The organism is Brevibacillus brevis NBRC 100599 (assembly GCF_000010165.1).
GTDB lineage: Bacteria > Bacillota > Bacilli > Brevibacillales > Brevibacillaceae > Brevibacillus > Brevibacillus brevis_D.
Window position 1 is genome coordinate 220,507 of the sequence record NC_012491.1, and the last position, 17,886, is coordinate 238,392.

15 protein-coding genes are annotated in these 17,886 nt (G+C 48.2%); 14 read left to right on the forward strand and 1 reads right to left on the reverse strand.

What is annotated here, in order from left to right; genetic code table 11:
• The first annotated feature begins 72 nt into the window (after positions 1–72).
• From BBR47_RS01290 to BBR47_RS01330, 9 genes are all read left to right on the forward strand, one after another.
• Entirely contained in the window at positions 73–669 is a 597-nt protein-coding gene (locus BBR47_RS01290; protein WP_012683974.1) for a class I SAM-dependent methyltransferase, read from the forward strand.
• Between the two features lie 309 nt (positions 670–978).
• On the forward strand, positions 979–4,518 hold the full coding sequence (gene rpoB, locus BBR47_RS01295; protein WP_012683975.1) for a DNA-directed RNA polymerase subunit beta: 3,540 nt from the start codon (positions 979–981) through the stop codon (positions 4,516–4,518).
• A 29-nt stretch (positions 4,519–4,547) separates the two neighbouring features.
• Positions 4,548–8,174, forward strand: coding sequence for a DNA-directed RNA polymerase subunit beta' (gene rpoC / locus BBR47_RS01300; RefSeq protein WP_012683976.1), 3,627 nt, complete (start codon positions 4,548–4,550; stop codon positions 8,172–8,174).
• A gap of 138 nt (positions 8,175–8,312) precedes the next feature.
• Positions 8,313–8,567 (forward strand): 50S ribosomal protein L7ae-like protein, encoded by a 255-nt coding sequence (locus BBR47_RS01305; protein ID WP_012683977.1) that lies wholly within the window; start codon positions 8,313–8,315, stop codon positions 8,565–8,567.
• A gap of 123 nt (positions 8,568–8,690) precedes the next feature.
• Positions 8,691–9,125: a 30S ribosomal protein S12 gene (gene rpsL, locus BBR47_RS01310; protein ID WP_012683978.1), complete on the forward strand. Its 435-nt coding sequence runs from the start codon at positions 8,691–8,693 to the stop codon at positions 9,123–9,125.
• Between the two features lie 56 nt (positions 9,126–9,181).
• Complete coding sequence (rpsG, locus tag BBR47_RS01315) at positions 9,182–9,652, forward strand: 30S ribosomal protein S7 (protein WP_007716226.1); 471 nt, start codon at positions 9,182–9,184, stop codon at positions 9,650–9,652.
• Positions 9,653–9,721: 69 nt separating this feature from the next.
• Positions 9,722–11,800: an elongation factor G gene (gene fusA / locus BBR47_RS01320; RefSeq protein WP_012683979.1), complete on the forward strand. Its 2,079-nt coding sequence runs from the start codon at positions 9,722–9,724 to the stop codon at positions 11,798–11,800.
• Between the two features lie 120 nt (positions 11,801–11,920).
• Positions 11,921–13,111: an elongation factor Tu gene (gene tuf, locus BBR47_RS01325; protein ID WP_012683980.1), complete on the forward strand. Its 1,191-nt coding sequence runs from the start codon at positions 11,921–11,923 to the stop codon at positions 13,109–13,111.
• A 153-nt stretch (positions 13,112–13,264) separates the two neighbouring features.
• The gene (locus tag BBR47_RS01330) at positions 13,265–14,200 is read left to right on the forward strand and encodes a DMT family transporter (protein ID WP_012683981.1); all 936 of its coding nucleotides are present in this window, start codon (positions 13,265–13,267) and stop codon (positions 14,198–14,200) included.
• 26 nt (positions 14,201–14,226) lie between these two features.
• Here BBR47_RS01330 and BBR47_RS01335 read toward each other — a convergent pair whose 3' ends face one another.
• Positions 14,227–14,613 (reverse strand): hemoglobin-like protein, encoded by a 387-nt coding sequence (locus tag BBR47_RS01335; RefSeq protein WP_012683982.1) that lies wholly within the window; start codon positions 14,611–14,613, stop codon positions 14,227–14,229.
• Positions 14,614–14,969: 356 nt separating this feature from the next.
• On the opposite strand from BBR47_RS01335, the gene rpsJ reads away from it, so the two are divergent.
• The 5 genes from rpsJ to rplB all read left to right on the forward strand — a co-directional run bounded on the left by rpsJ (position 14,970) and on the right by rplB (position 17,855).
• Positions 14,970–15,278, forward strand: coding sequence for a 30S ribosomal protein S10 (gene rpsJ, locus BBR47_RS01345; protein ID WP_005828858.1), 309 nt, complete (start codon positions 14,970–14,972; stop codon positions 15,276–15,278).
• Positions 15,279–15,428: 150 nt separating this feature from the next.
• Positions 15,429–16,058, forward strand: a complete 630-nt coding sequence (gene rplC / locus BBR47_RS01350) for a 50S ribosomal protein L3 (protein ID WP_012683983.1) — start codon at positions 15,429–15,431, stop codon at positions 16,056–16,058.
• A gap of 20 nt (positions 16,059–16,078) precedes the next feature.
• Positions 16,079–16,702: a 50S ribosomal protein L4 gene (rplD, locus tag BBR47_RS01355; RefSeq protein WP_012683984.1), complete on the forward strand. Its 624-nt coding sequence runs from the start codon at positions 16,079–16,081 to the stop codon at positions 16,700–16,702.
• Complete coding sequence (rplW, locus tag BBR47_RS01360) at positions 16,702–16,992, forward strand: 50S ribosomal protein L23 (protein ID WP_007716243.1); 291 nt, start codon at positions 16,702–16,704, stop codon at positions 16,990–16,992. The genes rplD and rplW overlap by 1 nt, the downstream gene beginning before the upstream one ends.
• Before the next feature lie 32 nt (positions 16,993–17,024).
• Complete coding sequence (gene rplB, locus BBR47_RS01365; RefSeq protein WP_012683985.1) at positions 17,025–17,855, forward strand: 50S ribosomal protein L2; 831 nt, start codon at positions 17,025–17,027, stop codon at positions 17,853–17,855.
• Positions 17,856–17,886: the final 31 nt, after the last annotated feature.

Consider the following 17,886-nt stretch of genomic DNA (forward strand, 5'->3'; position numbering starts at 1 on the left):
GCGGCAGGGGGATTTTCTGTAAGCTTTTGATGTTAGAGGTTTTCTTAAACGATGAGGAAGGGTGAATCACACGTGGCAGACCATTACTATACCAATCAACCGGGCGCTGCACATGATGAACAGCAATTTACGTTCAAGCTCCGTGATAATGAATTTCGTTTCATAACGGATGCCGGCGTTTTTTCCCGAGACCGGATTGACTTTGGAAGTGTATTGCTCATCGAGAACATGGAAATTAACAGTCATGCACGTGTACTCGATGTGGGATGCGGGTATGGTCCGATGGGATTGACGGCTGCCAAGCTTGCTGATCATGGTCGGGTGACGATGATCGACGTGAACGAGCGTGCGGTTAACCTGGCTCGTCGTAATGCAGAAGCAAATGGAATAAAAAATGTTGAGGTTCGAGTGAGTGATGTCTACAGCGGCGTGCAAGGCGAGCAGTTTGATGTCATTCTGACCAATCCGCCGATTCGTGCGGGTAAGGAAATCGTTCATCGCATTTTTGTTGAGGGATACGACCTGTTGGTAGAAGGCGGAGAAATGTGGGTTGTCATTCAGAAGAAGCAAGGCGCCCCATCTGCATTAAAGAAGCTGCAGGAAGTGTACCGCGAAGTAATAGAGGTAGATCGGGAAAAAGGCTATCACATATTCAGGGCTATCAAATAAGCAAGAAGAAATCATTAGAAAACTTTTCTTGACGTGAATAATTGAGTGTGATAGTATTATAAAATGTCAATATGGGATAAATGTCTATTTTTCAGCAATTCCCTGTCCATCAAGCGTTTCTACTTTTTTCCTGAGATAGGAATGTTTGGGTGAAAACATGGGAATTCTTTTAAAATAGAGTTTCTCTGGGTTAAAAATGGTTGAAGCTGCTTTAACCCATTTTTATTTTTAGGCATTCGAATGCGACTGAAAGAAGTTGCCGAATGCCGAGTTTCTATGTGTGAAAACACAACCTGAGGGGTGAATAAGTTGGCAGGTAAAGTGATTCAAAGTGGCCGACACCGCCAGCGTCGTACGTATTCACGTATTAACGAAGTGCTGGGCCTTCCAAATCTCATCGAGATTCAACAAAAGTCCTACCAATGGTTCCTTGATGAGGGGCTCCGTGAGATGTTCCAAGACATTTCGCCAATCCAGGACTTCACAGGTAATCTCGTGCTGGAGTTTATCGACTACAGCTTGGGAGAGCCGAAGTACGATGTTGACGAGTCGAAAGAACGTGACGTCACCTATGCGGCGCCTCTGCGTGTGAAGGTACGTTTGTTGAACAAAGAGACGGGTGAAGTGAAGGAACAAGAAGTATTCATGGGGGATTTCCCGCTCATGACAGAAACGGGAACCTTCATTATTAATGGTGCTGAGCGCGTAATTGTCAGCCAGCTTGTTCGTTCCCCCAGTGTATATTACAACACCAAAGTGGACAAAAACGGCAAGCAGACGTTTACAGCTACAGTAATCCCGAACCGGGGTGCTTGGCTGGAGCTGGAGACCGATGCGAAGGACGTTATTTATGTCCGCATCGACCGTACGCGAAAAATCCCGGTAACGGTTCTTTTGCGTGCGTTGGGCTTTGGTTCCGACATTGAGATTCTCAACTTGCTGGGTGAAGATGAATACATCAAGAACACGCTGGAAAAAGACAATACGGATTCTACGGAAAAAGCGCTCATCGAAATCTACGAGCGTCTTCGTCCGGGTGAGCCACCAACAGTCGAAAATGCGAAGAGCCTCTTGATCTCTCGTTTCTTCGACCCTAAGCGCTATGATTTGGCTTCTGTTGGTCGCTATAAAATGAACAAAAAGCTTCATTTGAAAAACCGTCTGTACAACCAACGTCTGGCTGAAACGTTGATCGATACGACAACAGGTGAAATTTTTGCCGAAGCAGGTCAAATGATTGACCGTCGTGTGTTGGAACGTATTGTGCCAGCTCTGGAAGGCAGCATCGGATTTATCGACGTTCGCACGCATGGCGGCGTTCTGGAAGATGAAGCAATCCATCTACAATCTATCAATATTTTTTCTCCGATTGAAGATGGCAAGATCATCAAAGTAATCGGAAACGGAAATGTAGATAAGTCCTTCAAACATATTACGCCGGCGGACATCGTATCGGCGATCAACTATTTCATGAACCTGCTGCACAGTGTAGGCTCCACAGATGATATCGACCACTTGGGTAACCGTCGTCTGCGTTCCGTAGGTGAACTGTTGCAGAACCAGTTCCGTATTGGTCTGTCCCGTATGGAGCGTGTGGTTCGTGAGCGCATGTCCATCCAGGATCAAAACCAAATTACACCGCAAGCTCTCATTAACATCCGTCCAGTGATTGCCTCGCTGAAGGAGTTCTTTGGTAGCTCGCAGTTGTCCCAGTTCATGGATCAAACAAATCCATTGGCTGAGCTGACGCACAAACGCCGTTTGTCCGCACTCGGACCTGGTGGTTTGACGCGTGAGCGCGCGGGCTTCGAAGTGCGCGACGTTCACCATTCCCACTACGGTCGTATGTGTCCAATTGAGACGCCAGAGGGACCAAACATTGGTTTGATCAACTCCCTGTCGTCCTTTGCACGCATTAACGATTACGGATTCATCGAAACGCCGCGTCGTAAAGTAGATCCAGAAACAGGCTTCGTGTTGACTGATATCAGCTACTTGACTGCTGATGAGGAAGACGTGTTCAACGTGGCACAGGCGAATCAGCCACTTGATGAAGATGGCCGTTTCGTAAACGACATGGTAATCTGCCGTCGTAAAGGTGAGATCTTGAGCGTACCGCGCGACAAGGTAGACTTCATGGACGTATCGCCGAAGCAGGTTGTATCCGTTGCGACAGCGCTGATTCCGTTCCTCGAGAACGATGACGCCAACCGCGCACTGATGGGTTCAAACATGCAGCGGCAGGCCGTTCCGCTTTTGATTCCACAAGCACCGTTTGTCGGTACGGGTATGGAACATAAAGCAGCGCAAGACTCCGGGGTGGCGATCGTTGCCAAGCATCCGGGTCAAGTTGAGCGCGTAACGGCTCGCGAAATCTGGATTCGTCGTTACCAAGAAATCGATGGCAGAAAAGTTGCTGGCGATCTCGATAAATACAAAATGCACAAGTTTATCCGTTCCAACCAAGGTACCTGCATCAACCAGCGTCCAATTGTAAGCACTGGAGACTGGATTGAAAAAGGCGATATCGTTGGGGACGGCCCATCCACTGAAAAAGGTGAATTGGCTCTCGGTCGTAACGTAATCGTTGCGTTTATGACGTGGGAAGGATACAACTACGAAGACGCGATTCTTCTAAGTGAAAAACTTGTAAAAGATGACGTGTATACGTCTATTCATATTGAAGAATACGAGTCCGAAGCTCGCGACACCAAGCTGGGTCCAGAGGAAATCACTCGCGATATTCCAAACGTCGGGGAAGATGCTCTGAAAAACCTGGACGAACGCGGTATCATCCGTGTTGGTGCGGAGATTCAGGACGGCGACATTCTCGTTGGTAAGGTTACACCTAAAGGGGTTACTGAGCTGACAGCAGAAGAACGCCTCCTGCATGCCATCTTCGGTGAAAAAGCTCGTGAAGTTCGTGATACATCCCTGCGCGTACCGCATGGTGGTTCCGGTATCATCGTAGACGTAAAAGTATTTACGCGTGAGAATGGCGACGAATTGCCACCAGGCGTAAACCAACTCGTTCGCGTTTACATCGCCCAAAAACGGAAAATCTCCGTGGGTGACAAAATGGCTGGTCGACATGGTAACAAAGGGGTTATCGCCCGCATCATGGCGGAAGAAGATATGCCATTCCTGCCAGATGGTTCTCCAGTAGAGATCGTACTCAACCCGTTGGGCGTACCTTCGCGTATGAACATCGGTCAGGTATTGGAGACTCACTTGGGTATGGCAGCGAAGCTTCTGGGTATCCACGTAGCAACCCCGGTATTTGACGGTGCACGTCAGGCAGAAGTATTCGAAACGTTGGCAGAAGCAGGTCTGGATCGTGACGGAAAAACGATCTTGTTTGATGGTCGTACTGGTGAACCGTTTGATCGCCGTGTAACAGTTGGTTGTGTATACATGCTGAAACTGGCTCACTTGGTTGACGATAAAATCCATGCTCGTTCTACTGGTCCTTACTCTCTTGTTACGCAGCAACCATTGGGTGGTAAAGCTCAATTCGGTGGACAGCGTTTCGGGGAGATGGAGGTTTGGGCATTGGAAGCATACGGTGCTGCCTACACCTTGCAAGAAATTCTTACTGTCAAGTCGGATGACGTCGTGGGCCGCGTGAAAACGTACGAAGCGATCGTTAAGGGCGAAAACGTTCCAGAACCAGGTGTTCCAGAGTCCTTCAAGGTATTGATCAAGGAACTGCAGAGCTTGGGTATGGACGTGAAGATTCTGTCCGGTGACGAGCAGGAGATTGAAATGCGTGAAATGGAAGATGAGGATGAAGGTAACGGTGAAAAACTGAACCTCGTTCTCGAAGGCGGAAGCTTGAACGAAGAGTAAGATTCCGGTACCAAGGGAGGTAACGCCCTGTGATTGACGTGAACAACTTCGAATATATGAAGATCGGCTTGGCTTCCCCCGATAAGATCCGTTCGTGGTCTTTCGGGGAAGTGAAGAAGCCAGAGACGATCAACTACCGCACACTGAAACCGGAAAAAGACGGCTTGTTCTGTGAACGCATCTTTGGACCAACCAAGGACTGGGAGTGCCATTGCGGTAAATACAAGCGTGTTCGTTATAAAGGTGTAGTGTGCGACCGTTGTGGCGTGGAAGTAACCCGCGCCAAAGTACGGCGTGAGCGTATGGGGCACATTGAACTGGCTGCCCCAGTTTCTCACATCTGGTACTTCAAAGGGATTCCAAGCCGTATGGGCTTGGTGCTCGACATGTCCCCTCGTTCCCTGGAGGAAGTAATCTACTTTGCTTCTTACGTAGTTACCGATCCAGGTGACACTCCTCTCGATAAAAAGCAATTGCTCTCCGAAAAAGAGTATCGCAATTATCGTGAGAAATACGGCCACTCCTTCCAAGCGATGATGGGAGCAGAAGCGATCAAACGCCTGCTTGCAGAAATCGATTTGGATAAAGACGTGGAAACGTTAAAAGAAGATTTGAAAACGGCACAAGGCCAGCGTCGCAACCGTGCGATCAAGCGTCTGGAAGTGCTCGAGGCATTCCGCAACTCCGGTAACCACCCGGATTGGATGGTTCTCGACGTATTACCGGTTATCCCGCCAGAGCTTCGTCCAATGGTTCAGTTGGATGGTGGACGTTTTGCCACTTCCGACCTGAATGACCTGTACCGCCGTGTAATCAACCGTAATAACCGTCTGAAGCGCCTGCTCGAACTGGGTGCGCCTGACATTATCGTACAAAACGAGAAACGCATGCTGCAGGAAGCAGTAGACGCGCTCATCGACAACGGTCGTCGTGGACGTCCGGTAACAGGACCAGGTAACCGTCCTTTGAAATCTCTCAGCCACATGCTGAAAGGTAAACAAGGTCGTTTCCGTCAAAACCTGCTCGGTAAGCGTGTTGACTACTCCGGTCGTTCCGTTATCGTTGTAGGACCTAACCTGAAGATGTATCAGTGCGGTTTGCCTAAAGAAATGGCACTGGAGCTCTTCAAGCCGTTCGTGATGAAAGAGCTGGTTTCCAAAGGCCTCGCTCACAACATCAAGAGCGCAAAGCGCAAGGTTGAGCGCGTTCAGCCAGAGGTATGGGACGTTCTCGAGGACGTTATTCGTGAGCACCCGGTACTGTTGAACCGTGCCCCCACCTTGCACCGTTTGGGTATCCAGGCGTTCGAACCAGTTCTGGTTGAAGGCCGTGCGATCCGTCTGCATCCGCTCGTTTGTACAGCGTACAACGCGGACTTCGACGGTGACCAAATGGCGGTTCACGTTCCGTTGTCTGCTGAAGCACAGGCAGAAGCCCGTATCCTCATGCTGGCAGCGCAGAACATCTTGAACCCGAAAGACGGTAAACCGGTAGTAACACCATCCCAGGATATGGTGCTTGGTTCTTACTACCTGACGCTAGAGCGCGAAGGCGACAAAGGCGAGGGTACGATTTATCGCGATCCTCACGATGCGATTGCCGCTTATCAGCAAGGCTTTATCAGCTTGCATACGCGTATCGTTCTGCCAGCGAAACGCCTGAACAAAATCAGCTTTACTGAGCGTCAAGAGAACGCACTGATCGTAACGACAGTTGGGAAAGTGATTTTTAACGAGATTTTCCCTGCTGATATGCCGTTCATTAATGCGCCAACTCGAGCTAACCTGCAAACGATGGTTCCAGATGAGTGCTTTATTTTTGATAAAGGTACGAATGTTTCTGAGTTCATTAAGAACCTCCCTGATCCAGGGGCTGTAAAAAAAGGCTTCCTAGGTACCATTATTTCCGAGTGCTTCCGCCGCTTCGGTACGATGAAAACGTCCATGATTCTCGACAGAATCAAGGAACTGGGCTTCACGTACTCGACGAAAGCAGGTATCACGATTGCCGTAGCGGACATCGCGGTACCAGGAAAGAAAAAAGACATCCTTGACGCTGCAGATGAGAAGGTAGCAACTGTTATGACGCAATTCCGTCGCGGTTTGATCACCGAGGACGAGCGCTATGACCGCGTTATTTCCATCTGGTCCAAAGCGAAGGATGAGGTAACAGAAGTTTTGATGAAGTCCATGGATAAGTTTAACGCGATCTTCATGATGGCGAACTCCGGTGCCCGTGGTAACGTATCCCAGATCACTCAGCTGGCTGGTATGCGCGGTCTGATGGCGAACCCATCCGGTCGAATCATCGAGTTGCCGATTAAATCCAACTTTCGTGAAGGTCTGACGGTATTGGAGTACTTTATCTCTACGCACGGTGCGCGTAAAGGTCTCGCCGATACGGCCTTGCGTACAGCGGACTCGGGTTACCTGACTCGTCGTCTGGTGGACGTTGCTCAAGACGTGATTGTACGCGAAACCGATTGTGGAACAGATAAAGGTATCCGTGTAACAGCGATCAAGGATGGTAAAGAAGAGATCGAGAAGCTATCTGACCGTCTGACAGGACGTACTTGCTTCGAGACTTTACGCCACCCTGAGACAAAAGAAATCATCGTGCACCGCAATGAGGAGATCTCTGAAGAGGTTGCCGAGTATATCGAAAAAGTTGGAATCACTGACGTTTACATCCGTAACGTACTTGCTTGCCGCACCAGCCACGGTGTCTGCAAACTGTGCTACGGACGCAACCTGGCTACAGGAGCCGAGGTGGAAGTGGGAGAAGCAGTCGGTATTATCGCTGCACAATCCATTGGTGAGCCGGGTACCCAGCTGACCATGCGTACCTTCCATACCGGTGGGGTTGCGGGAGACGATATTACCCAAGGTTTGCCGCGTATTCAAGAGTTGTTTGAGGCGCGCAATCCGAAAGGGCAAGCAGTCATCTCCGAAATCGATGGTGAAGTTATTGATATTCGCGAAGGGAAAGATCGTCGCGAGATCGAAGTACGTGGAGAAGCGGAGAACAAAGTGTATGCAGCACCGTATGGCTCGCGCATCAAGGTTTCTGTTGGTGTCAAGCTGAATGCTGGTGACGAGCTCACAGAGGGTTCCGTAGACCCGAAAGAAATGCTCAAAGTTCGCGGTATGCGCGGCGTTTCGAACTACATCTTGCAAGAGGTACAAAAAGTTTACCGTATGCAAGGGGTAGAAATTAACGACAAGCACGTAGAGGTTATGATTCGTCAGATGCTGCGCAAGCTGCGCGTTATCGACAGCGGAGATACAGACCTCTTGCCAGGTTCCTATGTTGAGGTTCCTGAATTTGAGCAAGCGAACGCAAAAGTTCTCATGGAAGGCAGAAATCCAGCAGTGGGTCGTCCGGTTCTTTTGGGGATCACCAAAGCATCCCTCGAAACCGACTCCTTCCTGTCGGCAGCATCCTTCCAGGAAACGACTCGCGTTCTTACCGATGCAGCAATCAAAGGAAAAGTCGATCGCTTGCTAGGTTTGAAAGAGAACGTTATTATCGGGAAGCTGGTTCCAGCAGGTACCGGTATGTCACGTTACCGCAATGTAAAAGTTGCTAGTCAAGTAGATTACGAAGCAGAGCTGGAAGCAGCGAAAGCTGAGCAAGAAGCAGTTTCTGTAGAGTAATGGCGGGAAAAGCGCCCATCACCGATTGGTGGGCGCTTTCCTAAATAAAAAATATCAAAAGGGCGTTGACAATAACTAGCCCACCTGATATTATATTCAAGTGTGCCTGACATCTGTACTTTGGAGGATATGAGAATCATGTCTTATGAAAAAGTCGAGCGGGCCAAGGACTTGACAATCGGCATTAAGCAGACGATCAAAGCTGTTGAAAGCCAACAGGTAGAAGCAGTGTATATCGCTGTTGATGCAGATAAGCGTTTGACCCAAAAAGTCGAGCTCCTTTGCAAAGAGAAGGGTGTTCCAGTCATCCATGTAGATTCCATGTATCGCTTAGGCAAAGCGTGCGGAATTGAAGTGGGAGCGGCTACTGCTGCGATTAAAAAAAGTGGTTAACGATGTTTTTGTCCGTGGCTTACACGTTGCGTAATGATGGACAAGGACTTTCTATTTGACCTAAAAATGACTCACCTGGATCTGTGGTCTTGAAGATTGGGTATTAAGAAGGGAGGTAACATCATGCCTACAATTAACCAATTGGTGCGTAAAGGTCGCGAGGATAAGGTAGTGAAGTCGAAGTCCCCAGCTCTTCAAAAGGGGTACAACAGCTTCAAGAAAAGCCAAACTAACCAAAGTTCTCCTCAAAAACGTGGTGTTTGCACTCGTGTAGGTACCATGACTCCGAAAAAACCGAACTCCGCGTTGCGTAAATACGCTCGTGTGCGTTTGACTAACGGAATCGAGGTAACAGCTTACATCGGTGGTATTGGCCACAACCTGCAAGAGCATAGCGTCGTGCTGGTGCGCGGCGGTCGTGTAAAAGACTTGCCAGGGGTACGCTACCATATCGTTCGTGGTGCTCTTGACACTGCTGGTGTGAACAACCGTAAACAAGGTCGTTCCAAATACGGTACTAAGCGTCCGAAGCCAGGTCAAGCAGCAGCGAAGAAGTAATAAAAAAACGCCTGTGAAGTGGCGTGAATTTATAACGAAAAGAAGGAGGGAATACGATGCCTCGTAAAGGTCCTGTAACCCGTCGTGACGTGCTGCCTGATCCTATTCACAACAGCAAGTTGGTTACTCGCTTGATTAACCGCCTGATGTTGGATGGTAAGCGTGGTGTAGCTCAGAACATTCTCTACAACGCATTTGACATCATCCAGGAGCGCACAGGTCGCAACCCGATGGAAGTGTTTGAAGAAGCACTGAAAAACGTAATGCCAGTACTGGAAGTTAAAGCTCGCCGTGTAGGTGGTGCTAACTACCAAGTACCAATCGAAGTAAAACCGGAGCGCCGTACCACTCTTGGCCTGCGTTGGATGGTTAACTACTCCCGTAACCGTGGAGAGAAAACCATGGAACAACGTCTTGCTAACGAGATCATGGACGCTGCTAACAACACCGGTGCAGCAGTTAAAAAGCGTGAAGACACACACAAGATGGCTGAAGCGAACAAAGCGTTTGCTCACTATCGCTGGTAGGAATTGAATCGGGTGTCCGTATTGGATACCCGTTTATTCTCAAACTCGAGTATGGAAGGAGCATACCTAATGGCTCGCGAGTTCTCTTTGCCGAATACGCGTAATATCGGTATCATGGCTCACATCGATGCTGGTAAGACGACGACTACTGAGCGTATTCTGTTCTACACTGGTCGCGTTCATAAAATTGGTGAGGTGCACGAAGGTGCAGCAACCATGGACTGGATGGAACAAGAGCAAGAGCGTGGTATCACGATCACTTCGGCTGCTACTACTGCTCAATGGAATGGCCATCGAATCAACATTATCGATACGCCAGGCCACGTAGACTTCACTGTTGAAGTTGAGCGCTCCCTCCGCGTTCTTGACGGTGCTGTAACCGTTTTTGACGCAAAAGGTGGCGTTGAGCCGCAAACCGAAACCGTATGGCGCCAAGCTGACCGCTATGGCGTACCACGCATGTGCTACATCAACAAAATGGATATCATGGGTGCTAACTTTGATATGTGCTTGGGTCAGATCAAATCTCGCCTGGGTGCAAATCCAGTAGCGATCCAATATCCAATCGGTGCAGAAGATCAATTCAAAGGTATGGTTGACCTGATTGAAATGAAGGCAATCGTATATACTGATGACTTGGGTAAAACTTCTGACTCCGCTGAAATCCCTGCTGACCTGCTCGCTCGTTGCGAAGAACTTCGTATGGCGATGGTTGAGGCAGCTGCAGAACAAGACGAAGAGCTCATGATGAAGTACTTGGAAGGCGAAGAGCTGACCAACGACGAAATCCGTGCTGCTCTGCGTAAGGGTACTATCGACTGCAAACTGACGCCGGTAATGTGCGGTTCTTCTTATAAGAACAAAGGTGTTCAGCCTATGCTGGACAACGTAGTTGCTTACCTGCCGTCTCCAGTAGATATCCCTGCAATTAAAGGTACATTGCCAGATACTGAAGATGAAGTTGATCGTCCAGCTGACGACAACGGTCCGTTCTCTGCTCTTGCGTTCAAGATCATGACTGACCCGTATGTTGGTCGTTTGACTTTCTTCCGCGTATACTCCGGTGTACTGAACTCCGGTTCTTACGTTCTCAACTCTACCAAGGGTAAACGTGAGCGCGTAGGCCGTATCCTGCAAATGCACGCAAACCACCGTGAAGAGATCACAACGGTTTACTCCGGTGACATTGCTGCAGCTGTAGGTTTGAAAGATACAACAACTGGTGATACTCTGTGTGATGAAAAGGCTCCAGTAATCCTTGAGTCTATGGACTTCCCAGAGCCAGTTATTTCTGTTGCGATCGAACCAAAATCCAAAGCAGACCAAGACAAGATGGGTATCGGCCTGTCCAAGCTTGCTGAAGAGGATCCAACGTTCAGAACTCGCACGGATGAAGAGACTGGTCAAACAATCATCTCCGGTATGGGTGAGCTTCACCTGGAGATTATCGTAGACCGTCTGAAACGCGAATTTAAAGTCGAGTCGAACGTAGGTGCTCCACAGGTTGCTTACCGTGAAACATTCCGTAACGCAGCAAAAGTGGAAGGTAAATTCGTTCGTCAGTCCGGTGGTCGTGGTCAATACGGTCACGTTTGGGTGGAATTCGCTCCACTTGAAGCTGGTCAAGGCTTCCAATTCGAAAACAAAATCGTTGGTGGTGTAGTACCACGCGAATACATCCCTGCTGTTCAAGCGGGTATCGAAGAGTCCATGAAAAATGGTGTTATCGCCGGCTTCCCGTTGGTTGATATCAAAGCTACTATCGTAGACGGTAGCTACCATGATGTTGACTCCAACGAGATGGCATTTAAAGTAGCAGGTTCCCTCGCATTGAAGGAAGCTGCGAAAAAATGTGGCGCTGTACTGCTCGAGCCAATCATGAAAGTAGAAGTTACAATGCCAGAAGAGTACATGGGCGACGTTATGGGCGACCTGAACTCCCGCCGCGGTCGTATCGAAGGTATGGAAGCTCGTGCAAATGCACAAGTAATCCGTGCAATGGTACCACTGTCCGAGATGTTTGGTTACTCCACAATTCTTCGTTCCCGTACCCAAGGCCGTGGCGTTTACTCCATGGTGATCGACCACTACGAAGAAGTACCTAAATTTATCGCTGAAGAGATCATCAAGAAATCTAAAGGCGAATAATTACAGGTTACAGCTTTATCTTGCAATCAGAAAGGTTTACAATATGGAAGGGACAACCATTCGTAAGGTAAACCTTTCTTCAAACCATAAAACCCTTATCTATAAGGAGGCTTTTCTCTCATGGCAAAAGCGAAATTCGAGCGTAATAAACCACACGTTAACATTGGTACTATCGGTCACGTTGACCATGGTAAAACTACCCTGACTGCTGCTATCACAACTGTTTTGGCACAAACAGGTCAAGCACAAGCAATGAACTATGCATCTATCGACGCTGCTCCAGAAGAAAAAGAGCGCGGTATCACTATCAACACTGCTCACGTTGAGTATGAAACTGAAAACCGTCACTATGCTCACGTTGACTGCCCTGGTCACGCGGACTATGTGAAAAACATGATTACTGGTGCTGCTCAAATGGACGGCGCAATCCTGGTTGTATCCGCAGCTGATGGCCCTATGCCACAAACTCGCGAGCACATCCTGCTCTCCAAACAAGTAGGCGTACCTTACATCGTAGTATTCATGAACAAATGCGACATGGTAGACGATGAAGAGTTGTTGGAACTGGTTGAAATGGAAATCCGTGACCTGTTGTCTCAATATGAGTTCCCAGGTGACGACACTCCAGTAATCAAAGGTTCTGCTAAAGAAGCTTTGGATAACCCAACTGGTGAGTGGGCTAAGAAAATTGGCGAACTGATGGAAGCTGTTGACAGCTACATCCCAACTCCTGAGCGTGCAACTGACAAGCCGTTCCTGATGCCTGTAGAGGACGTGTTCACGATCACTGGTCGTGGTACTGTTGCTACTGGTCGTGTAGAGCGCGGTATCGTTAAAGTTGGTGACCAAGTAGAAATCATTGGTCTGGCTGAAGAAACTAAAAACACAACTGTAACTGGTGTTGAGATGTTCCGCAAATTGCTGGATCAAGCTCAAGCTGGTGACAACATCGGTGCTCTGCTGCGCGGTGTAGACCGTAACGACATCGAGCGTGGACAATGCTTGGCGAAACCAGGTTCCGTTAAGCCTTACACTAAGTTCAAAGCAGAAGTTTACGTTCTGTCCAAAGAAGAAGGCGGACGTCACACTCCTTTCTTTGCTAACTACCGTCCACAATTCTACTTCCGTACAACTGACGTAACAGGTATCATCCAACTGCCAGAAGGCGTTGAAATGATCATGCCTGGCGACAACACTGAGTTCACTGTAGAACTGATCGCTCCAGTAGCGATGGAACAAGGTACTCGCTTCGCGATCCGCGAAGGTGGCCGTACAGTAGGCGCTGGCGTTGTAGCTTCTATCGACGCGTAAGATATACGGATACACAAAACCCGACAACTTTGGTTGTCGGGTTTTTTTATGTGCATTTATCGAACTTTTAAATAACTCCCATCAAAATCATTCAATTTGCCTCTCGTAGCAATATGCTACAATACCATCAGGATTGGATGGGGGATAGTAGAGATGAAAAATAATGAGCGATTATTGTTTCTTATGCTTGCGGGTGTTGTCACACTGTGGGGCTTGAATGTCGTCATGGTCAAGTATTTAACCACGTTTCCTCCATTATATGTCGCGGCTATACGCATGACTGTTGGTGGAATCTGTTTATCACCACTCATCTTCTTATACAGAAAGAGCTTGCGATTTAGCAAAACGGATTGGTTCTTGTTAGCTGGAGTCGGTGCTAGTTCTATCGCACTTCATCAAATAACGCTTGCAGCAGGTGTTCAATACACGACAGCAGGAAATGCATCTCTTATTCTTGGATTAAATCCGTTGGCAACGGCTCTCTTGGCGATGCTATTCTTAGGGGAAGGCATGTCTTTGAAAAAAGGGCTTGGCATTGGAATGGGGTTTGCAGGAGTGTTGATTGTCGTCATCTCTCAGCACGGTGGCCTTCATATGAATGGCTGGGGAGATGCCATTATGTTTTTCTCCATGCTCATGTATGTAACGGGTGGTTTACTCATTCGAAAGTTGGTCGTAAGAGGTGTACCGGTACTTTTAATTACGGCTTTATCGCAAACGTTTGGGGTCATCTTCTTGTGGGGAGTCGCATTGACTGTTCAACCAGCTTCCTATTATTTTTCTTTGGACGTTTCCTCCTTCCAGTGGCTTGTGATTTTTGCTTCAGGTGCGCTGTCAACTGCGCTCGGCTCAGTCGGCTGGAATTATGGGATACGTCAGCTCGGGGCGAGTCGAACAGCTGTATTCCTAAATGGAATGCCAATGGCCAGTTTGGTATTTGCGGCGATATTCCTGGGAGAAAGCCTTCAACTCGTACACCTACTAGCACTGTGCATGATTGTAGGCGGTGTATACTTGGGATCACGTAGCTTGGTAAGGCCGAAAGCTACCTGTGCAGCAGCACCCTCTGATATAACAACAAAAGCGTAGGACGATAAATTGTCCTACGCTTTTTCTTATTGATCCCACTTATTGACCATATGGTGAGCAGTTAAACGCAAGCGATCAAAGATTTGCTTCCGAATTTCGCCCTCTAGTCCAGTCAGGTTCATGGCTTTATCCATACAAGATAGCCAAGCCTCTGCCTGTACAGGTCCAATGGGGAAAGGCATGTGTCGTGCCCGCAGCATCGGATGACCATGGGCGTCCGAATAAAGGCTTGGACCACCGAGAAACTGCGTCAAAAACTGATATTGACGCTCCTTCACGTGGGTTAAATCTTCAGGGAAGAGGTCGTTAATATCGGGATGCTGTTTTACCAGATCGTAAAAGGTATCGACAAGACGGGTCAAAGTATCTGCACCGCCAATGATTTCATAAGGGGTTTGATTCACATCAGACATTGAGGAAAACCTCCATTTCATAACGATTACAATCCTAAGTATAACGTCTTCCTTCTATTATAGATAGATGACTTGGCAGGTTGGCAGGTAATCCCGCTTGCCTTTCTTCCTTGAAATCTGTATGATGGTCAAGGTGAGCCATTCAGTAGGCACACCATGTACAAAAAAATATACGGAAACCCAAGAAAAAACTTGCGTTGCCCAAATCTTTTTAGTACAATATTGAATGTTGGTCATGGACTTGCGATGATGTGGGAGGTTGCTGACACACCCGGCCCCTTTGCCATGACCGGGGTGCAGGATATTTCCACGGAGAAATGTCTGTTTAAAAAATGGGCGAAAAAGGAGGGACTTCAATGGCAAAGCAAAAGATTCGTATTCGTTTGAAGGCTTATGATCACAAAATCCTGGATCAGTCCGCAGAAAAAATTGTGGACACTGCGAAGCGTTCCGGTGCTAACGTATCCGGTCCAATTCCACTCCCAACGGAGAAAGCAGTTTACACGATCCTGCGTGCGGTTCATAAGTACAAAGATTCTCGTGAGCAATTCGAGATGCGTACACACAAACGTTTGATCGACATCTTGAACCCAACACCACAAACAGTAGATGCTTTGATGCGTCTGGATCTGCCATCTGGTGTGGATATCGAGATTAAACTGTAAGGTCCCAAAAAGCGATACACGCGCAGACGTTGTCTTGATAAGCGTGTTACACCAAGCAACAAACCCTTAAAATGGCACCCCTGCGCATCGATGGGGACTTGATACAACATAAAAAGCGTTTTACTGAAATAAGCACAGGAGGTGGCACAAATGACCAAAGGAATCTTAGGGAAAAAACTTGGTATGACTCAAGTTTTTGGTCCAAACGGAACAGCGACTGCTGTAACGGTCATCGAGGTTGGTTCCAACGTAGTTCTTCAGAAGAAAGACGTTGAGACTGACGGTTATGAAGCGATTCAAATCGGCTTCGAAGACAAAAAAGAACAGCGCGCTAACAAGCCGGAAAAAGGACATGCAGCGAAAGCTAACACTGCTCCTAAGCGCTTCATTCGCGAAATTCGCGGAGTTAACCTCGCTGATTACGAGGTTGGTCAAGAGTTGAAGGCTGACATTTTTGCCGAGGGAGAAATGGTGGACGTAGCTGGCGTATCCAAGGGTAAAGGTTTCCAAGGTGCGATCAAACGTCACAATCAATCCCGCGGTCCTATGGCTCACGGTTCGCGTTACCATCGCGGTCCAGGTTCCATGGGTGCTGTAGCTCCGAACCGCGTATTTAAAGGTCAAACACTGCCAGGTCAAATGGGTGGCGACAACGTTACCATTCAAAACCTGGAAGTAATTAAAGTAGATACAGAACGTAACCTGGTTCTCGTAAAAGGCTCCGTGCCTGGTCCGAAAAACAGCTGCGTACTGGTATCCACGGCAGTCAAGAAGAACTAGTAAGGAAAGGAGGAACTGACATGCCGAAAGTAGCTCTTTATAACCAAACCGGTTCTCAAGTTGGCGAAATCGATCTGGCAGACAGCGTATTTGGTATTGAGCCTAACAGCGCAGTTCTGTACGATGCGATCGTGATGCAACAAGCATCCCAACGCCAAGGTACACATGATGTAAAGAACCGTTCTGAAGTACGTGGTGGTGGCCGCAAGCCATGGCGCCAAAAAGGTACAGGTCGTGCACGCCAAGGTTCCATTCGCTCTCCGCAATGGAAAGGTGGCGGTGTTGTATTCGGTCCAACTCCGCGCAAATACGGTTACAAACTGAACCGTAAAGTTCGCCGTTTGGCTCTGAAATCTGCACTTTCCACGAAAGTACAAAACAACGAACTCCTGGTATTGGAAGCTTTGAACTTCGCAGCTCCAAAAACTAAGGAAATGACAGCTGTTCTGAGCAGCTTGAAAGTAGATCGCAAAGTTCTGATCGTTACTTCCGAGTACGACCAAAACGTAGCGCTCGCTTCCCGCAATATCCCAGGTACAAAAATCGTAGATGCTGCAGGCATTAACGTTCTTGATCTGGTAGCGCATGACAAAGTAATCGTGACGAGAGAAGCGGTTGCGAAAGTAGAGGAGGTGCTCGCATAATGAAGAGCCTTCATGATGTCCTTAAACGCCCTGTCATTACCGAGCGCACCACTGATATGATGGCTGAGAAGAAGTACGTTTTCGAAGTACCTCTCAAAGCTAACAAAACAGAAATCAAACAAGCTGTTGAAAAAGTATTTGGCGTAAAAGTAGAAGCAGTTAACACAGTTCGTGTACCTGCGAAACCAAAACGCTACGGAAAATACTCCGGTTACACGTCCGAGTGGAAGAAAGCAATCGTTAAGCTGACTGATGACAGCAAAGAATTGGCCTTCTACGAGGGAGTATAACCTCGACGACTACCGAAAAGGAGGGTATTAACATGGGTATCAAAAAGTTTAAACCGACTTCTCCTGGTCGTCGCCAAATGACGGTTTCTACTTTCGAGGAGATCACCACGTCGACTCCCGAAAAATCCTTGTTGGCGCCTCTCAGCAAAAAAGCTGGTCGCAACAACCAAGGTAGAATTACCGTTCGTCATCAAGGTGGCGGTCATAAACGTAAATACCGTATTATCGACTTCAAACGTAACAAAGATGGTATCATTGGTCGCGTAGCAACCATTGAATACGATCCAAACCGTTCCGCTAACATCGCGCTGATCAACTATGCAGACGGTGAAAAGCGTTACATTATCGCTCCACACAACCTGAAAGTGGGCGACCAGATCGTATCCGGAGCAGATGCCGACATCAAAATCGGTAACGCACTGCCAATGGAGAAAATCCCGGTAGGTACTACCATCCACAACATCGAGCTGAAACCTGGTAAAGGCGGCCAATTGGTGCGCGCTGCTGGTACATCTGCTCAATTGCTTGGTCGTGATGGTGAGTTCGTAATCGTTCGCCTGTCTTCCGGTGAAACTCGCCGCATCCACAACGTATGCCGCGCTACTATCGGTCAAGTAGGTAACCTGGATCACGAACTGCTGAACATCGGTAAAGCAGGACGTTCCCGCTGGTTGGGTATCCGTCCAACTGTTCGCGGTAGCGTAATGAACCCTAACGATCACCCACACGGTGGTGGTGAAGGTCGCGCTCCAATCGGTCGTAAGGCTCCTGTTACTCCTTGGGGTAAACCAACCCTGGGTCTCAAGACTCGTAAGAAGAAGAACAAGTCCGACCAATACATCATCCGCCGCCGCAAGAAGTAAGGTAGGCTGATACTATAACCGAACGCCTTTG